12 protein-coding genes are annotated in these 15230 nt (G+C 53.9%); 8 read left to right on the top strand and 4 right to left on the bottom strand.

Going from position 1 to position 15230, the window contains the following annotated elements:
- Window positions 1-274: 274 nt before the first annotated feature.
- Together E1B03_RS24665 and yhhY are read right to left on the bottom strand one after the other, a co-directional pair.
- Window positions 275-1159, bottom strand: coding sequence for a hypothetical protein (locus E1B03_RS24665; RefSeq protein ID WP_133087079.1), 885 nt, complete (start codon window positions 1157-1159; stop codon window positions 275-277).
- 45 nt (window positions 1160-1204) lie between these two features.
- Entirely contained in the window at window positions 1205-1693 is a 489-nt protein-coding gene (gene yhhY / locus E1B03_RS24660) for an N-acetyltransferase (protein ID WP_019078130.1), read from the bottom strand.
- A gap of 414 nt (window positions 1694-2107) precedes the next feature.
- Between yhhY and E1B03_RS24655 the strand changes: the two genes are divergently transcribed.
- The 5 genes from E1B03_RS24655 (at window position 2108) to gntU (ending at window position 7194) form a co-directional block, all read left to right on the top strand.
- Window positions 2108-3145, top strand: coding sequence for an oxidoreductase (locus E1B03_RS24655; RefSeq protein ID WP_133087078.1), 1038 nt, complete (start codon window positions 2108-2110; stop codon window positions 3143-3145).
- Between the two features lie 123 nt (window positions 3146-3268).
- A complete protein-coding gene (gene yhhW / locus E1B03_RS24650; protein ID WP_003023472.1) occupies window positions 3269-3964 on the top strand; it encodes a quercetin 2,3-dioxygenase in 696 nt (231 codons plus the stop codon).
- 222 nt (window positions 3965-4186) lie between these two features.
- A complete protein-coding gene (gntR, locus tag E1B03_RS24645) occupies window positions 4187-5182 on the top strand; it encodes a gluconate operon transcriptional repressor GntR (RefSeq protein ID WP_016157654.1) in 996 nt (331 codons plus the stop codon).
- A gap of 141 nt (window positions 5183-5323) precedes the next feature.
- Window positions 5324-5854 carry a gluconokinase gene (gntK, locus tag E1B03_RS24640; protein ID WP_003023475.1) on the top strand — a complete coding sequence of 177 codons (531 nt, stop codon included), beginning with the start codon at window positions 5324-5326 and terminating at the stop codon, window positions 5852-5854.
- Window positions 5854-7194 (top strand): gluconate transporter, encoded by a 1341-nt coding sequence (gene gntU / locus E1B03_RS24635; RefSeq protein WP_047408130.1) that lies wholly within the window; start codon window positions 5854-5856, stop codon window positions 7192-7194. Before gntK ends, gntU begins: the two co-directional genes overlap by 1 nt.
- A 96-nt stretch (window positions 7195-7290) precedes the next feature.
- On the opposite strand, the gene E1B03_RS24630 is transcribed toward gntU, so the two are convergent.
- Both E1B03_RS24630 and yhgN read right to left on the bottom strand, forming a co-directional pair.
- Window positions 7291-7737, bottom strand: coding sequence for a hypothetical protein (locus E1B03_RS24630; protein ID WP_075145535.1), 447 nt, complete (start codon window positions 7735-7737; stop codon window positions 7291-7293).
- Between the two features lie 1072 nt (window positions 7738-8809).
- Window positions 8810-9403: an NAAT family transporter YhgN gene (gene yhgN / locus E1B03_RS24620; protein ID WP_003023480.1), complete on the bottom strand. Its 594-nt coding sequence runs from the start codon at window positions 9401-9403 to the stop codon at window positions 8810-8812.
- A gap of 190 nt (window positions 9404-9593) precedes the next feature.
- On the opposite strand from yhgN, the gene asd reads away from it, so the two are divergent.
- The 3 genes from asd to glgX all read left to right on the top strand — a co-directional run bounded on the left by asd (window position 9594) and on the right by glgX (window position 15225).
- On the top strand, window positions 9594-10700 hold the full coding sequence (asd, locus tag E1B03_RS24615; protein WP_133087077.1) for an aspartate-semialdehyde dehydrogenase: 1107 nt from the start codon (window positions 9594-9596) through the stop codon (window positions 10698-10700).
- A gap of 365 nt (window positions 10701-11065) precedes the next feature.
- Entirely contained in the window at window positions 11066-13249 is a 2184-nt protein-coding gene (glgB, locus tag E1B03_RS24610) for a 1,4-alpha-glucan branching enzyme (RefSeq protein ID WP_103769567.1), read from the top strand.
- Complete coding sequence (gene glgX / locus E1B03_RS24605; RefSeq protein WP_133087076.1) at window positions 13249-15225, top strand: glycogen debranching protein GlgX; 1977 nt, start codon at window positions 13249-13251, stop codon at window positions 15223-15225. Before glgB ends, glgX begins: the two co-directional genes overlap by 1 nt.
- The last annotated feature ends 5 nt before the right edge of the window (window positions 15226-15230 follow it).

Raw genomic sequence — 15230 nt, 5'->3', positions numbered from 1 at the left:
TGATTGTCGCCATAAAGTGATGGCAGAAACCAAAAAAAAACAAAAATGTAATATTAATTTTATTAAGGTTACGAAAAATAGAGATGAAGATAAAAAGTGAATAGCCATATAATTCAGAGGGTTGTTGGGCCTGAGCATGACGGCGGTGAGAAGATGGGCAGCAATCAATAACTTTATTTCAGGACGGGGTGGCGCTTCCGTTTCTGGATTTAACGGCGGGATACTAAGAATAACGGCCTACAGTATTCTGAATGATGTAGGCCAGGTGGAGTGGTTATGGCACATATACCTGAAGTGATTCAGACCAGTGGAATATTTGGCTGCTTTTATCCTGTAGGTTTACGCGTTCTAAATCATAAAATCCGTGCGTCTTTGCCGAACGCATTTTGAGAATGTACTTACTTTCGCTGATGTCGTGCTGCCTTGTACCGTCTTTATTCCAGTCTCCGGCGATGTCCGTATATTGATAAACAAGGTCGGAATACACGTTGACTATCATATTGTCTTTGATCGCATAGAGTTCCAGTACTTCATAAAAAGCGCCGCCACCGGAATACGCATCCGAGTATCCACCGCGTACCCCGAATGCCAGGGTATCGGGTGCTATCCGGTACGGTGCCAGATCCAGCTTTGTATAATAAGCCAGCGGTCTGACGGACTCATCATCGCTCTCTTTTTCGGCGGCTTTATTCCACCCCGAGAGCTGGTTTAACGGTTTTTCCGAGCGTGCAATCGGCGTTAGCTGCGGCTTCTGCCAGGAAAAAATGCCGAGATATAATTTATTAGCGCGCCCGTTGCTGTAGTTTTCCGGGCAGGTGTTATCCGCGTATTTCTTTGCCTGCCCGGCATCGGCCTGATTGTCAGCGAAACAGGCGACGCCAATATATTTGCCGTCTTTGCCCCAGGCTTTGGCACCCGTGAGGATCAGGTTGCCAGGATCTTCATTCGGCGCAACCCAGGCAATCCACTGGTTCTCAGATAATCCCTGTGGAAGCTCGCCAAATCCTTTCGCTGGTGTTGCTCCCGCCATTTGCTCAGCGAAAATTTGTTTACCTTCAGGATGTTGGATTGCACTGGGTACGGAATCGAGATTTTGTACGGTAGTGGCAAAAGCAGGGGAGAGCGAGGCCAGCAAAACCAGGAGAAGGTACTTTTTCACTATTGCGTCCTTTCAATAAGCAGGGCGAAAAATTCGCCCTGAGATTTATTTCACGCGCGCCATAAAGTAGGCATCAACATACTCACCGTTGCGCAGGCCGTATTTCTTACCAGTGCCTTCGATTTCAAAGCCGTACTTCTTATACACTGCCACGGCAGGTTCATTATCAACAAATACCGTCAGCTCAATGCGCTCGACGCGCAGCCAGTTGTCGCACATGTCGATCATCGTGCGGATCAGCGCGCTGGCAACGCCGCGATTGTGCCACCGGGCATCCACGCAGATACCAAAATCGGCCACGTGGCTGCGGCGCGGGCGCTGCGCGACCTCAATACAGAGATGCCCCACGACGATATCGTCAATGCAGGCCACTAGTTGTTTAACCCCGGCTTGCTCGGTTAGCCGCGCTTGCCACATCTCGAGGGAAGGATGAGGAACCTGTAGCGTGTTGTGGTACACCTCCGGCTGGGCGTGGATCTGACGAATTGCGTCGTAGTCTTTCGGTTCAGCGTGGCGTATCACTATCTCACTCATTCCTTATCTCCTGCAGGGTTAATTGTGTATTTACACTCGCTGAGAAAGAAAATTCCGTCAACTGCATTTTTTTGCAAAAAGAAGTAGACAAGTGCGAATGAGAATGATTATTATTGCTCTGCGTTCAGGGGAACCCCTACGGAGAACCTGAAAGCACGACATTGCTCACATTGCTTCCAGTATTACTTTAGCCAGCTTTTGCTGGCTTTTTTTTTGGTTTTGTTTCTGCCTGGCTTACTTGTCATTTTGTCCCCGAGATGATGCCGGATGGCGCTTGCGCTTATCCGGCCTACAGCTGAGACCTGGGTTTTGTAGGCCGGATAAGGCCACGCCGCATTCGGCAAAGAATCCAACATTCAGTCTCCAGCCGCTTTGCGCTATGGTGTAGACAATTACCTTCAAAAGGATCGTCTCATGACCTTACACTGCGCATTTATTGGTTTTGGTAAAAGCACCACTCGCTACCATTTGCCGTACGTTCTCAACCGCAAAAATAGCTGGCACGTCGCGCACATTTTCCGCCGCAACGCCAAGCCGGAAGAGCAGGCTCCGCAGTATTCACATATCCACTTCACCAGCGACCTCGGCGAGATCTTAAACGATCCGCAGGTGAAGCTGGTGATCGTCTGCACGCATGCCGACAGCCATTTTGAATACGCCAAACGCGCGCTGGAAGCGGGTAAAAATGTGCTGGTTGAGAAACCCTTCACGCCGACGCTTGCGCAAGCTAAAGAGCTGTTTGAGCTGGCGCAAAGCAAGGGGCTGACCGTTACGCCGTATCAGAATCGTCGTTTTGACTCCTGTTTCCTCACCGCTAAAAAAGCGATTGAAAGCGGCAAACTCGGCGAGATTGTTGAGGTTGAAAGCCATTTCGATTACTACCGTCCCGAGGTGGAAACCAAGCCAGGACTGCCGCAGGACGGCGCATTCTATGGTCTGGGCGTACACACCATGGATCAGATTATCTCGCTGTTTGGACGCCCCGATCATGTGACCTATGACATCCGCAGCCTGCGCAACAAAGCGAACCCGGACGATACCTTTGAAGCGCAGCTGTTCTATGGCGACCTGAAAGCCATTGTTAAAACCAGCCATCTGGTGAAAATCGACTATCCGAAGTTTATCGTCCATGGCACCAAAGGTTCGTTTGTGAAGTACGGCATCGACCAGCAGGAAACCAGCCTGAAGGCCAATATCATGCCGGGGGAGCCTGGTTTCGCCGCTGACGATTCTGTTGGCATGCTGGAGTATGTCAACGATGACGGCATCACGGTAAAGGAAGAGATGAAGCCGGAAGTGGGGGACTACGGTCGCGTCTATGATGCGCTGTACCAGACGCTGACAGCCGGTACGCTTAATTACGTCAAGGAATCTGACGTTCTTACCAACCTGGAAATCCTCGAGCGCGCATTTGAGCAGGCAACGCCTGCCACGATAACCCTCGCCAAATAGCCTGCACAGACTCCTCTGAGCTTGTTCATATTTTTTGAACAGAGGAGTCAATTTTCACCCTCTATGATCCCAGACGGATTGAGTCCACACTTACTCCATCGAAAACATCTGGGGGTGAACACAATGATCTACTTACGCAAAGCTAACGACCGTGGCCACGCTAATCATGGCTGGCTCGATTCCTGGCATACCTTCTCTTTTGCCAACTACTATGACCCGAACTTTATGGGGTTCTCGGCACTGCGCGTGATTAACGATGACGTGATCGACGCAGGCCAGGGCTTTGGCACTCACCCCCATAAAGACATGGAAATCCTGACCTACGTGTTGGAAGGCGCGGTGGAGCATCAGGACAGCATGGGCAACAAAGAGCAGGTTCCGGCCGGTGAGTTTCAGATTATGAGCGCCGGGACGGGGATCCGTCACTCGGAGTATAACCCGAGCAATACTGAGAAACTGCATCTGTATCAGATCTGGATCATGCCGCAGGAAAACGGTATTACGCCGCGCTATGAACAGCGCCGTTTTGATGCCGCCCAGGGTAAACAACTGGTGCTGTCGCCGGATGCCCGTGATGGTTCGCTGAAAGTTTACCAGGATATGGAGCTGTACCGTTGGGCGCTGGTCAAAGATGAGCAGTCGGTGCATCAGATTGCCGCTGAACGCCGCGTCTGGATCCAGGTGGTAAAAGGTAACGTGACGATTAACGGCACCAAAGCGACCACCAGCGACGGTCTGGCAATCTGGGATGAACAGGCAATTTCTATTCATGCCGACAGCGACAGCGAAGTGTTACTGTTTGACCTGCCGCCAGTATAAAAATACACGTCATCCTTCAAGCCGCATCTGTGTTGGCTTTCCTCGCTCACCCCGGTCGCGTACTTAATGTACGCTCCCGGGGATTCACTGCGTCGCCGCCTTGATGCAACTCGAATGATTTTGTGTATTTATCACAATAAAAACTCCTTTTTTTCTCTGCAAAGGTTCTCGCACGTCCGTGGTAAACTGGGCAAATCTATCCCTTTTTAACGCTTCAGGACGATGAAAAAGAAAAGACCCGTACTTCAGGATGTAGCCGACCGCGTGGGCGTGACCAAAATGACGGTCAGTCGCTTTTTGCGTAACCCGGAGCAGGTCTCCGTGGCGCTGCGGGGCAAAATTGCCGCTGCACTTGATGAGCTGGGTTATATTCCCAATCGCGCTCCTGATATCCTTTCTAACGCCACCAGTCGCGCTATCGGCGTGCTGTTACCCTCTCTTACTAACCAGGTTTTTGCTGAAGTGTTACGCGGCATTGAGGCCGTCACGGACGCCCATGGTTATCAAACTATGCTCGCGCACTACGGCTATAAGCCTGAGATGGAACAAGAGCGCCTGGAATCGATGCTGTCGTGGAATATCGATGGCCTGATCCTCACCGAACGTAGCCACACGCCCCGCACGCTGAAAATGATCGAGGTTGCGGGTATCCCGGTGGTTGAGCTGATGGACAGTCAGTCACCGTGTCTGGATATTGCCGTCGGCTTCGACAACTTCGAGGCCGCGCGCCAGATGACCGCCGCTATTATCGCCCGTGGGCACCGTCATGTTGCCTATCTTGGCGCACGTCTTGATGAACGTACTATCATCAAACAGAGAGGCTACGAGCAGGCAATGCGCGATGCTGACCTGGTGCCGTACAGCGTGATGGTGGAGCAGTCTTCTTCCTACTCATCCGGTATTGAACTCATTCGTCAGGCGCGACGTGAATACCCGCAGCTTGATGGCGTCTTCTGTACCAACGATGACCTGGCGGTAGGGGCGGCATTTGAATGCCAGCGTTTGGGGCTGAAAATTCCTGATGACATGGCGATTGCCGGATTCCATGGGCATGACATCGGACAGGTGATGGAGCCGCGTCTGGCGAGCGTGCTCACGCCGCGTGAACGAATGGGCAGCATTGGCGCAGAACGCCTGCTGGCGCGCATCCGAGGTGAAGCAGTCACGCCTAAAATGTTAGATTTAGGTTTCACCTTGTCACCGGGCGGATCTATTTAAGCCAACAACTTTGAAGTAGCTCACACTTATACACTTCGAGCACGAATGGATATTGCTTCTCTATTTATCCGGCTGGACAATGTTACCGATAACAGTTACCCGTAACAATTTCCTGATTCTTGTACCAGTGGGGGCAACGCTTTGAGCACGACTAATCATGATCACCACGTTTACGTTCTGATGGGCGTATCGGGCAGCGGTAAATCTGCTGTCGCCAGCGAAGTGGCGCATCAACTGCAGGCCGCGTTTCTTGATGGCGATTTTCTCCATCCGCGCAGCAACATCATGAAAATGGCTTCCGGTGAGCCACTCAACGATGACGACCGTAAACCGTGGTTACAGGCGCTGAATGACGCCGCCTTCGCGATGCAGCGTACCAACAAGGTTTCGCTGATCGTCTGTTCCGCCCTGAAAAAAGTCTACCGCGACCAATTGCGCGACGGTAACCCAAACCTCTCTTTCATCTATCTGAAAGGAGATTTTGACGTTATCGAAAGCCGCCTGAAGGCGCGTAAAGGCCACTTCTTCAAAACGCAGATGCTGGTGACCCAGTTTGAAGCGCTGGAAGAACCGGGTGCGAATGAAAACGATGTACTGGTGGTCGATATCGATCAACCACTGGACGGTGTGGTCGCCAGCACCATTGAGGTTATTAACCAGGGCAGTAAGTAGTGAGTACATTAACGCTTGTTTTAACAGCAGTAGGGTCCGTTTTATTACTGCTGTTTTTAGTGATGAAGGCGCGTATGCACGCCTTCGTTGCTTTGATGGTGGTATCCATTGGTGCAGGTCTCTTTTCCGGTATGCCGCTCGATAAAATCGCGGCGACCATGGAAAAAGGGATGGGAGGCACGCTCGGTTTCCTGGCGATTGTTGTGGCGCTGGGGGCGATGTTCGGCAAGATTTTGCATGAGACGGGCGCGGTCGATCAGATTGCCGTCAAAATGCTGAAATCTTTCGGTCACAGCCGCGCGCATTACGCGATTGGCCTGGCCGGTCTGATTTGCGCGCTGCCGCTGTTCTTTGAGGTGGCAATTGTGCTGCTGATTAGCGTGGCGTTCTCAATGGCGCGCCACACCGGTACTAACCTTGTAAAGCTGGTCATTCCGCTGTTTGCGGGCGTGGCGGCTGCCGCAGCGTTCCTGCTTCCGGGGCCTGCGCCGATGTTGCTGGCCTCTCAGATGCACGCCGACTTTGGCTGGATGATCCTGATTGGTCTGTGCGCTGCGATTCCGGGCATGATTATCGCCGGGCCGCTGTGGGGTAACTTCATCAGCCGTTACGTTGAGCTGCACGTACCGGAAGACATTACCGAGCCGCATCTGGGCGAAGGAAAAATGCCATCCTTTGGCTTTAGCTTATCGCTGATCCTGCTGCCGCTGGTGCTGGTTGGCCTGAAAACCATCGCCGCACGCTTTGTTCCGGTCGGTTCTTCAACCTACGAATGGTTCGAGTTTATCGGCCACCCGTTTACCGCGATTCTGGTGGCCTGTCTGGTGGCGATTTACGGCCTGGCGATTCGCCAGGGCATGCCAAAAGACCGCGTGATGGAGATCTGCGGGCATGCGCTGCAGCCAGCGGGAATTATTCTGCTGGTGATTGGTGCGGGCGGTGTGTTCAAACAGGTGCTGGTGGATTCCGGCGTTGGTCCGGCACTGGGCGAAGCGTTAACCGGTATGGGCTTGCCGATTGCCATCACCTGCTTCGTGCTGGCGGCGGCGGTGCGTATCATTCAGGGTTCCGCAACCGTAGCGTGTTTAACGGCGGTCGGCCTGGTGATGCCAGTGATTGAGCAACTGAACTACTCCGGTGCTCAGATGGCGGCGCTGTCTATCTGTATCGCGGGCGGCTCTATCGTGGTCAGCCACGTTAACGATGCCGGTTTCTGGTTGTTCGGTAAATTTACCGGCGCGACTGAAGCGCAAACGCTGAAGACCTGGACGATGATGGAAACCATCCTCGGCACGGTCGGTGCGATTGTCGGTATGATTGCCTTCCAGTTGTTGAGCTGATGGTATTGCCCGGTGGCGCTAGCGCTTACCGGGCCTACAAACGAGCACAGAACCACATCAGTAGGCCGGGTCAGGCGAAGCCGCCACCCGGCTTTTTTACAGCACCATCACACCATCCTCGGTTTTCAGCCAACGCGGCGCTTTTAGCGTATCGGCGAAATAGCCCACTAAATCCTGCAGTAAATCACCCGCCACGCGTTCCATCTCGTCAGACAGCGTTTTACTCATCAGTAAATGCGTCAAAAGCTGGCAGTAACGCCCCATCTGATCTGGTTCTGGTTCAAAGAGGGGAGAGCGGGTCGGTAAGGTTTCTACCGTCAGGCTGGCCTGTAGATGCTGCGGTACAGGCTCCGTTAAGGTTGGTTGCAGTAGTGCCAGACAGGCCGACAGGCGCGCACAAATCGCCAGTTTTTCAACCGGGTCATGACATTCAACAAGCCCTTCGACAAAACGCTCACAGTTATCAGCCAGCTCGGTGAAATCCGTGGCATGGCTAAAGGGCAGGGTAAATAAAGAGTGTGAAAAGAGAGGGGGTGTCGCCATAGGGCAGTCTCCGATGAGTGATTTTCATCCACCATGGAGAGGCTAATCTCACTGGTGGTGGAACCGAACAGGGTTAGCCTTACCGGCCTCATCGGATACCGGCGCGTCTTGCGACGCCCCCGCCCGGTCCACCATTGGAGTGTACCTAAGCGTGCGACACAAAAATACTTGCGTCACCGATGAAGGAGTTCAGAAGGCTAATTCTGGCACCTGATTTTGCAGGTGCAGCGAGAAGATAATGCTTATCCGCGATGCTGACAAGGGGGCATTCCGGAAGGCGCTTCGCAGAAATGAAAATACGTTTTTTCAGCGAGTTAAAAGCGTAAGGAATACCTGCAATTATAGCGCAATGCCGTTCAGTTAAGCATTTAGGGTGAACATGTGACTATTGCTCAGGTTTCCGTTCACCTCAGTGGTGTCATTTCTCTGAAACTCTGATACCCGTGAACGTGCAAGGGAGGCTCACCGCCGCCTCCCTTGCAACCCAGGCTCCCGGCGGGAAAATCGTCGCTGCGCGAGTTATTCGTCTTATTCCGTCTGCCAGTCGGGTCGGGGCCGAGCCTGCATCCCTGCAGGCCATCCCCTCTGCCCGCATCCCTGCGGGCAGACCCGGTCAGCCGTCAGCACCTCATCGATTTTCAGCCGGATCAGGGTGTCGCTTCAGCGCTCTGGCTTTCAGCTATATCCGTATTGCTGTGCAGACCGAAAATGCTAATGGTGAGGTGTGGGCTGGTCCGGATGAAAATTGCCGACGCGTTTCCATAAGGCCGGGAGAACCCGCAGGGATGCGGGTTCAGGGCGCCGTTTGCATGGACGCTACCTGCGCCCGTCCCCGGAAGCGGGAAGGAATAAGGCGAGGGAACCGCAAAGCGGCGATTTTCCTGCCGGAGAGCCGGGATTGTTAAGGGGGCTGCGTAGCCCCCTTAACACGTTCACTGGTGATGAGATCTCAGAGAAGCAATGAACATAATGTGAACGGAATCGTTCTCTGAAATGCCATGCTCTCCAGCTTCAAAACGGTTGCCCGGTGGCGCTTACGCTTACCGGGCCTACAAAATCAAAGAAAATACTGTCACCCCTTCATCCACATCCGTACGCCGTCGAGGAACATCTGGGTGGCCATCATCACCAGAATCAGCCCCATCAGGCGCTCCAGCGCGTTAACTCCTTTCTCGCCCAGCAGGCGTAAAAACAGTGAAGACTGCAGCAAAATCACGAACGTCCCGCCCCAGGCGATCAGCAGCGCAATCACCAGATGCCCCATCTGATTCGGGTACTGATGCGACAACAGCATTAATGACGCCAGAATTGTCGGACCGGCGACCAGCGGAATTGCCAGCGGTACGATAAACGGTTCTTCGCCTGCCGGAAGTCCGGTGCTATTCCCGGTGGCGCTGGGGAAAATCATCTTAATGGCGATCAGGAACAAAATGATGCCCCCGGAGATAGAGACGGTTTCTGCCCGCAGGTTCAGAAATGCCAGAATTTTCTCGCCCGCAAACAGGAATATCAGCATCACCAACAGCGCAATGAACAGCTCGCGAATCATAATCGCGCGACGGCGTTTTGGTTCGGTATGTTTCAATACGGACATGAAAATGGGCAGATTTCCGAGCGGATCCATAATCAGGATCAATAAAACTGCCGCTGAAATGATTTCATTCATAACTCAAATTCCCTGATAATTACCGCGGACTTTCTGCTTGCTTGCGCAGCGGGATAAGTCGCATTACTGATGGCTTCGCTATCATTGATTAATTTCACTTGCGACTTTGGCTGCTTTTTGTATGGTGAAGGATAGGCCAGTAGGATACTGGTTAGCATACACAGCACACATCTCTGCAGGAAAAAACGCTATGAAAAATGTTGGTTTTATCGGCTGGCGCGGTATGGTCGGCTCTGTACTCATGCAACGCATGGTTGAGGAGCGTGACTTCGACGCCATTCGCCCTGTTTTCTTTTCTACTTCCCAGCTCGGGCAGGCGGCACCGACATTCGGTGGAACCGCGACCGGCACGCTTCAGGACGCTTTTGATCTGGACGCGCTGAAGGCGCTCGATATCATCGTGACCTGTCAGGGCGGCGATTATACCAACGAAATCTATCCAAAGCTTCGTGAAAGCGGTTGGCAGGGTTACTGGATTGACGCGGCCTCTTCGCTGCGTATGAAAGACGATGCCATCATCATTCTCGATCCGGTTAACCAGGATGTCATCACTGACGGTCTGAATAAGGGCATTAAGACCTTTGTCGGCGGTAACTGTACCGTTAGCCTGATGCTGATGTCCCTCGGCGGCCTGTTTGCCAACGATCTGGTCGACTGGGTATCCGTGGCGACCTATCAGGCGGCTTCCGGCGGCGGCGCGCGTCATATGCGTGAACTGCTGTCTCAGATGGGCCATCTGTATGGCCATGTGGCCGATGAACTGGCAACCCCTTCCTCTGCTATTCTCGATATCGAACGCAAAGTGACGGCCCTGTCCCGTAGCGGTGAACTGCCGGTTGATAACTTTGGCGTACCGCTGGCCGGTAGCCTGATTCCGTGGATCGACAAACAGCTCGATAACGGTCAGAGCCGCGAAGAGTGGAAGGGACAAGCCGAAACCAACAAAATTCTCGATACGTCTTCCGTGATCCCGGTCGATGGTCTGTGCGTGCGCGTCGGCGCGCTGCGCTGCCACAGCCAGGCGTTCACCATTAAACTGAAAAAAGATGTGTCTATTCCGACCGTGGAAGAGCTACTGGCGGCGCACAATCCGTGGGCCAAAGTGGTGCCAAACGATCGGGAGATCACCATGCGTGAGTTAACCCCGGCGGCCGTTACCGGCACGCTGACCACGCCAGTAGGTCGTCTGCGTAAGCTGAATATGGGACCAGAGTTTCTGTCAGCCTTTACCGTGGGCGACCAGTTGCTGTGGGGTGCTGCGGAGCCATTGCGCCGCATGCTGCGCCAGTTGGCGTAATGTTGGACTGCCTGATGACGCGACGCTTATCAGGCCTACAAACGACGCGAACCGCCAGGCCGGATCGGGCAATGCCGCCATCCGGCACAGTGGTTCCGTGTTTTATCAATGGGTGCTGAGTCACCCATTTTTTTGCGTAATACAGGAGTAAGCGCAGATGTTTCATTTTTTACCAGGAGTAAGATAAAGCATTGGCTATTCTTTAAGGGTGACTTAATACCGGAGGTATTAAGTTGTTGCCTGAAGGTGGGACGACGCAGAGAGGATGCACAATTGTGCTGCGCCGTTCAGGTCAAAAAAAAGTGTCACGACCTGATGTCGAAAATCAGTTGGAAGGGGTGACACCATAAAACAGGATGACAACCATGTCCGTTCGTATCGATAGAGACGTGATTAATGCGCTAATTGCAGGCCATTTTGCGGATCCTTTTTCCGTACTCGGTATGCACCAAACTGATGCTGGACTTGAAGTCCGCGCCCTATTACCTGACGCCACCGAAGTGTGGGTGATCGAACCCAAAACCGGACGCAAAGTCGGCAAGCTGGATTGCCTCGACTCTCGCGGTTTTTTCTGTGCTGTACTTCCCCGCCGTAAAAATTTCTTTCGCTACCAGTTGGCCGTTGTCTGGCATGGACAACAGAATCTGATTGATGACCCTTATCGTTTTGGTCCGCTGATCCAGGATATGGATGCCTGGCTGTTATCTGAAGGTACGCACCTGCGACCTTATGAAACGCTGGGCGCGCATGCGGATACCATGGATGGCGTAACCGGGACGCGCTTCTCGGTCTGGGCGCCTAACGCTCAACGCGTGTCGGTGGTCGGGCAGTTCAACTACTGGGATGGCCGTCGCCATCCGATGCGCCTGCGCAAAGAGAGCGGTATCTGGGAGTTGTTTATCCCCGGCGCACAGCACGGTCAACTGTATAAATACGAGATGATCGATGCGAACGGTAAGCTGCGAATCAAGGCAGATCCTTACGCCTTCGAAGCACAAATGCGCCCGGAAACCGCGTCGCTTATCTGCGGTCTGCCGGAAAAAGTGGTGCAAAGCGAGGAGCGCAAAAAAGCCAACCAGTTTGATGCGCCGATCTCCATCTATGAAGTGCACCTGGGTTCATGGCGTCGTCATACTGATAACAACTTCTGGCTGAGCTACCGCGAACTGGCGGATCAACTGGTTCCTTACGCCAAGTGGATGGGCTTTACCCATCTCGAACTGTTGCCGATTAACGAGCATCCGTTCGACGGCAGCTGGGGCTACCAACCTACCGGCATGTATGCACCGACCCGTCGTTTCGGGACGCGTGATGATTTCCGCTATTTTGTGAATGCCGCGCATCAGGCGGGGCTGAACGTCATTCTCGACTGGGTGCCGGGCCATTTCCCATCGGACGACTTTGGCCTGGCAGAGTTTGATGGCACCAGGTTGTACGAGCACAGCGACCCGCGCGAAGGGTATCACCAGGACTGGAACACGCTGATCTACAACTACGGTCGCCGTGAAGTCAGTAACTACCTGGTAGGCAATGCCCTGTACTGGATTGAACGCTTTGGTATCGATGCGCTGCGCGTGGATGCCGTAGCGTCGATGATTTATCGCGACTACAGCCGTAAAGAAGGGGAATGGGTCCCGAACGAATTTGGCGGTCGTGAAAACCTTGAAGCCATTGAGTTTTTACGCAATACCAACCGTATTCTTGGCGAACAGGTCCCAGGAGCCGTGAGCATGGCGGAAGAGTCCACCGACTTTGCCGGTGTCTCCAGACCGCAGGATATGGGCGGTTTAGGGTTCTGGTATAAGTGGAACCTCGGCTGGATGCACGACACGCTGGACTACATGAAGCTGGATCCGGTTCATCGTCAATATCATCACGACAAGCTGACCTTCGGCATGCTGTACAACTACACCGAAAACTTTGTCCTGCCGCTGTCGCACGATGAAGTGGTTCACGGTAAAAAATCCATTCTCGACCGCATGCCGGGAGACGCATGGCAGAAGTTTGCCAACCTGCGCGCCTACTACGGCTGGATGTGGGCCTTCCCCGGTAAGAAACTGCTGTTTATGGGCAATGAGTTTGCTCAGGGACGTGAGTGGAACCACGACGCCAGCCTCGACTGGCACCTGCTGGAAGGCGGCGATAACTGGCACCACGGCGTACAGCGCCTGGTACGCGACCTGAACCTTACCTATCGTCACCATAAAGCGCTGCACGAGCTTGATTTTGACGCCTATGGCTTTGAGTGGCTGGTGGTGGATGACAAAGAACGTTCGGTGCTTGCTTTTGTTCGCCGTGACAAGGTCGGTAATGAAATCATCGTTATCAGCAACTTTACGCCAGTGCCTCGCCACGGCTATCGCTTCGGTATCAATCAACCGGGTAAGTGGCGCGAGATCCTCAATACCGACTCGATGCATTATCACGGCAGTAATACCGGCAACGGCGGCGCGGTGCATAGCGATGAAATCGCCAGCCATGGTCGTCAGCACTCACTGAGCCTCACGTTGCCGCCGTTGGCAACGGTCTGGCTGGTTCGGGAGGGGTAATGACGCAACTGGCAACCGGCAACGCCACCCCCCATGGTGCAACGTATGACGGCCATGGCGTTAATTTCACACTCTTCTCGGCCCACGCCGAACGCGTTGAATTATGCGTATTCGATGAGCAAGGCTGCGAACTCCGCTATGACCTGCCGGGGCGTAGCGGCGATGTCTGGCACGGCTATCTGGCTAACGCCCGACCCGGTCTGCGTTATGGCTATCGCGTACATGGTCCATGGCAACCGCAGCAGGGCCACCGGTTTAACCCGGCCAAGCTGCTGCTTGACCCTTGCGCGCGTCGGGTGGATGGCGAGTTAAAAGATAACCCGCTGCTGCACGGCGGGCTAAATGAACCGGATCATCATGATAACGCCGCCATCGCGCTGAAGGGTGTGGTGGTGTCCGACCATTATGACTGGGAGGATGATGCCCCGCCGCGCACGCCGTGGGGCAGTACCGTGATTTACGAAGCGCATGTCAAAGGGCTGACGTATTTGCATCCTGACCTGCCGGAAGAGATTCGCGGGACCTACAAAGCGCTGGGTCATCCGGTGATGATCGACTATTTCAAGCGCCTTGGCATTACCGCGCTGGAGCTGCTACCGGTGGCGCATTTTGCCAGCGAACCACGCCTTCAGCGGCTGGGCCTGTCGAACTACTGGGGCTACAACCCGGTGGCGATGTTCGCGCTGCATCCGGCCTATGCCTGCTCGCCGGAGACTGCGCTGGATGAGTTTCGCGATGCGGTAAAAGCGCTGCACAAAGCGGGGATTGAGGTCATTCTCGACATCGTTTTGAACCACAGCGCCGAGCTGGATCTCGAAGGGCCTGTCTTCTCGCTGCGCGGAATTGATAACCGTAGCTATTATTGGATTAGGGACGATGGTGATTACTACAACTGGACCGGTTGTGGGAACACCCTCAATCTGAGCCATCCTGGCGTTGTGGAATACGCATGCGAATGCCTGCGCTACTGGGTTGAAACCTGCCATGTGGATGGTTTTCGTTTTGATTTGGCTTCCGTCATGGGGCGTACACCTGCGTTTCGTCAGGATGCGCCGCTGTTTACCGCTATCCAAAACTGTCCGCTGCTCTCACGCGTTAAGCTGATTGCGGAACCGTGGGATATTGGTGAAGGCGGGTATCAGGTGGGGAATTTCCCCCCGCCGTTTGCCGAGTGGAATGACCATTTCCGCGATGCGACGCGACGCTTCTGGCTCCAGCGTAATCTCTCGTTAGGCGAGTTTGCCGGGCGTTTTGCCGCATCCAGCGACGTGTTTAAACGCCAGGGCCGCAAACCCAGCGCTACGGTCAATCTGGTGACTGCGCACGACGGTTTTACGCTACGCGACTGTGTTTGCTTCACAAATAAGCACAATGAAGCGAATGGTGAGGAAAATCGCGACGGCACTAGCAATAACTACAGCGACAATCATGGTAAAGAAGGATTAGGCGGCACGCTGGACCTGATTGAGCGGCGGCGCGACAGCATTCATGCGCTGTTAACCACGCTGTTACTCTCCCAGGGGACGCCGATGTTGCTGGCGGGCGATGAACATGGTCATAGCCAGCACGGCAACAATAACGCTTACTGCCAGGATAACGCTTTAACCTGGCTGGACTGGCAGCAGGCAAACAGCGGGCTAACCACATTTACCGCCGCGCTGATTCATCTGCGCCGGCAAATACCTGCATTAACAGGGGATTGCTGGTGGGAAGAGGGCGATGGCAATGTTCGTTGGCTGAATAAGTACGCACAACCCTTAAGTGCGGATGAGTGGCAAAACGGGCCGAGGCAGATGCAAATCCTGCTTTCAGACCGTTTCCTGATTGCAATAAACGCCACGCTTGAGGTGACAGATATCGTTTTACCTGAAGGGGAATGGCACGCCATCCCCCCATTTGCCGGAGAGGATAATCCGGTGCTTACGGCTGTCTGGCAGGGACCTGCGCACGGACTGTGTGTGTTCCAGAGAAGATAAAAAGG

The sequence above is a fragment of the Citrobacter arsenatis genome (assembly GCF_004353845.1).
In the GTDB taxonomy this organism is placed as follows: domain Bacteria; phylum Pseudomonadota; class Gammaproteobacteria; order Enterobacterales; family Enterobacteriaceae; genus Citrobacter; species Citrobacter arsenatis.
This window is presented reverse-complemented; position numbering and strand designations above follow the sequence as displayed.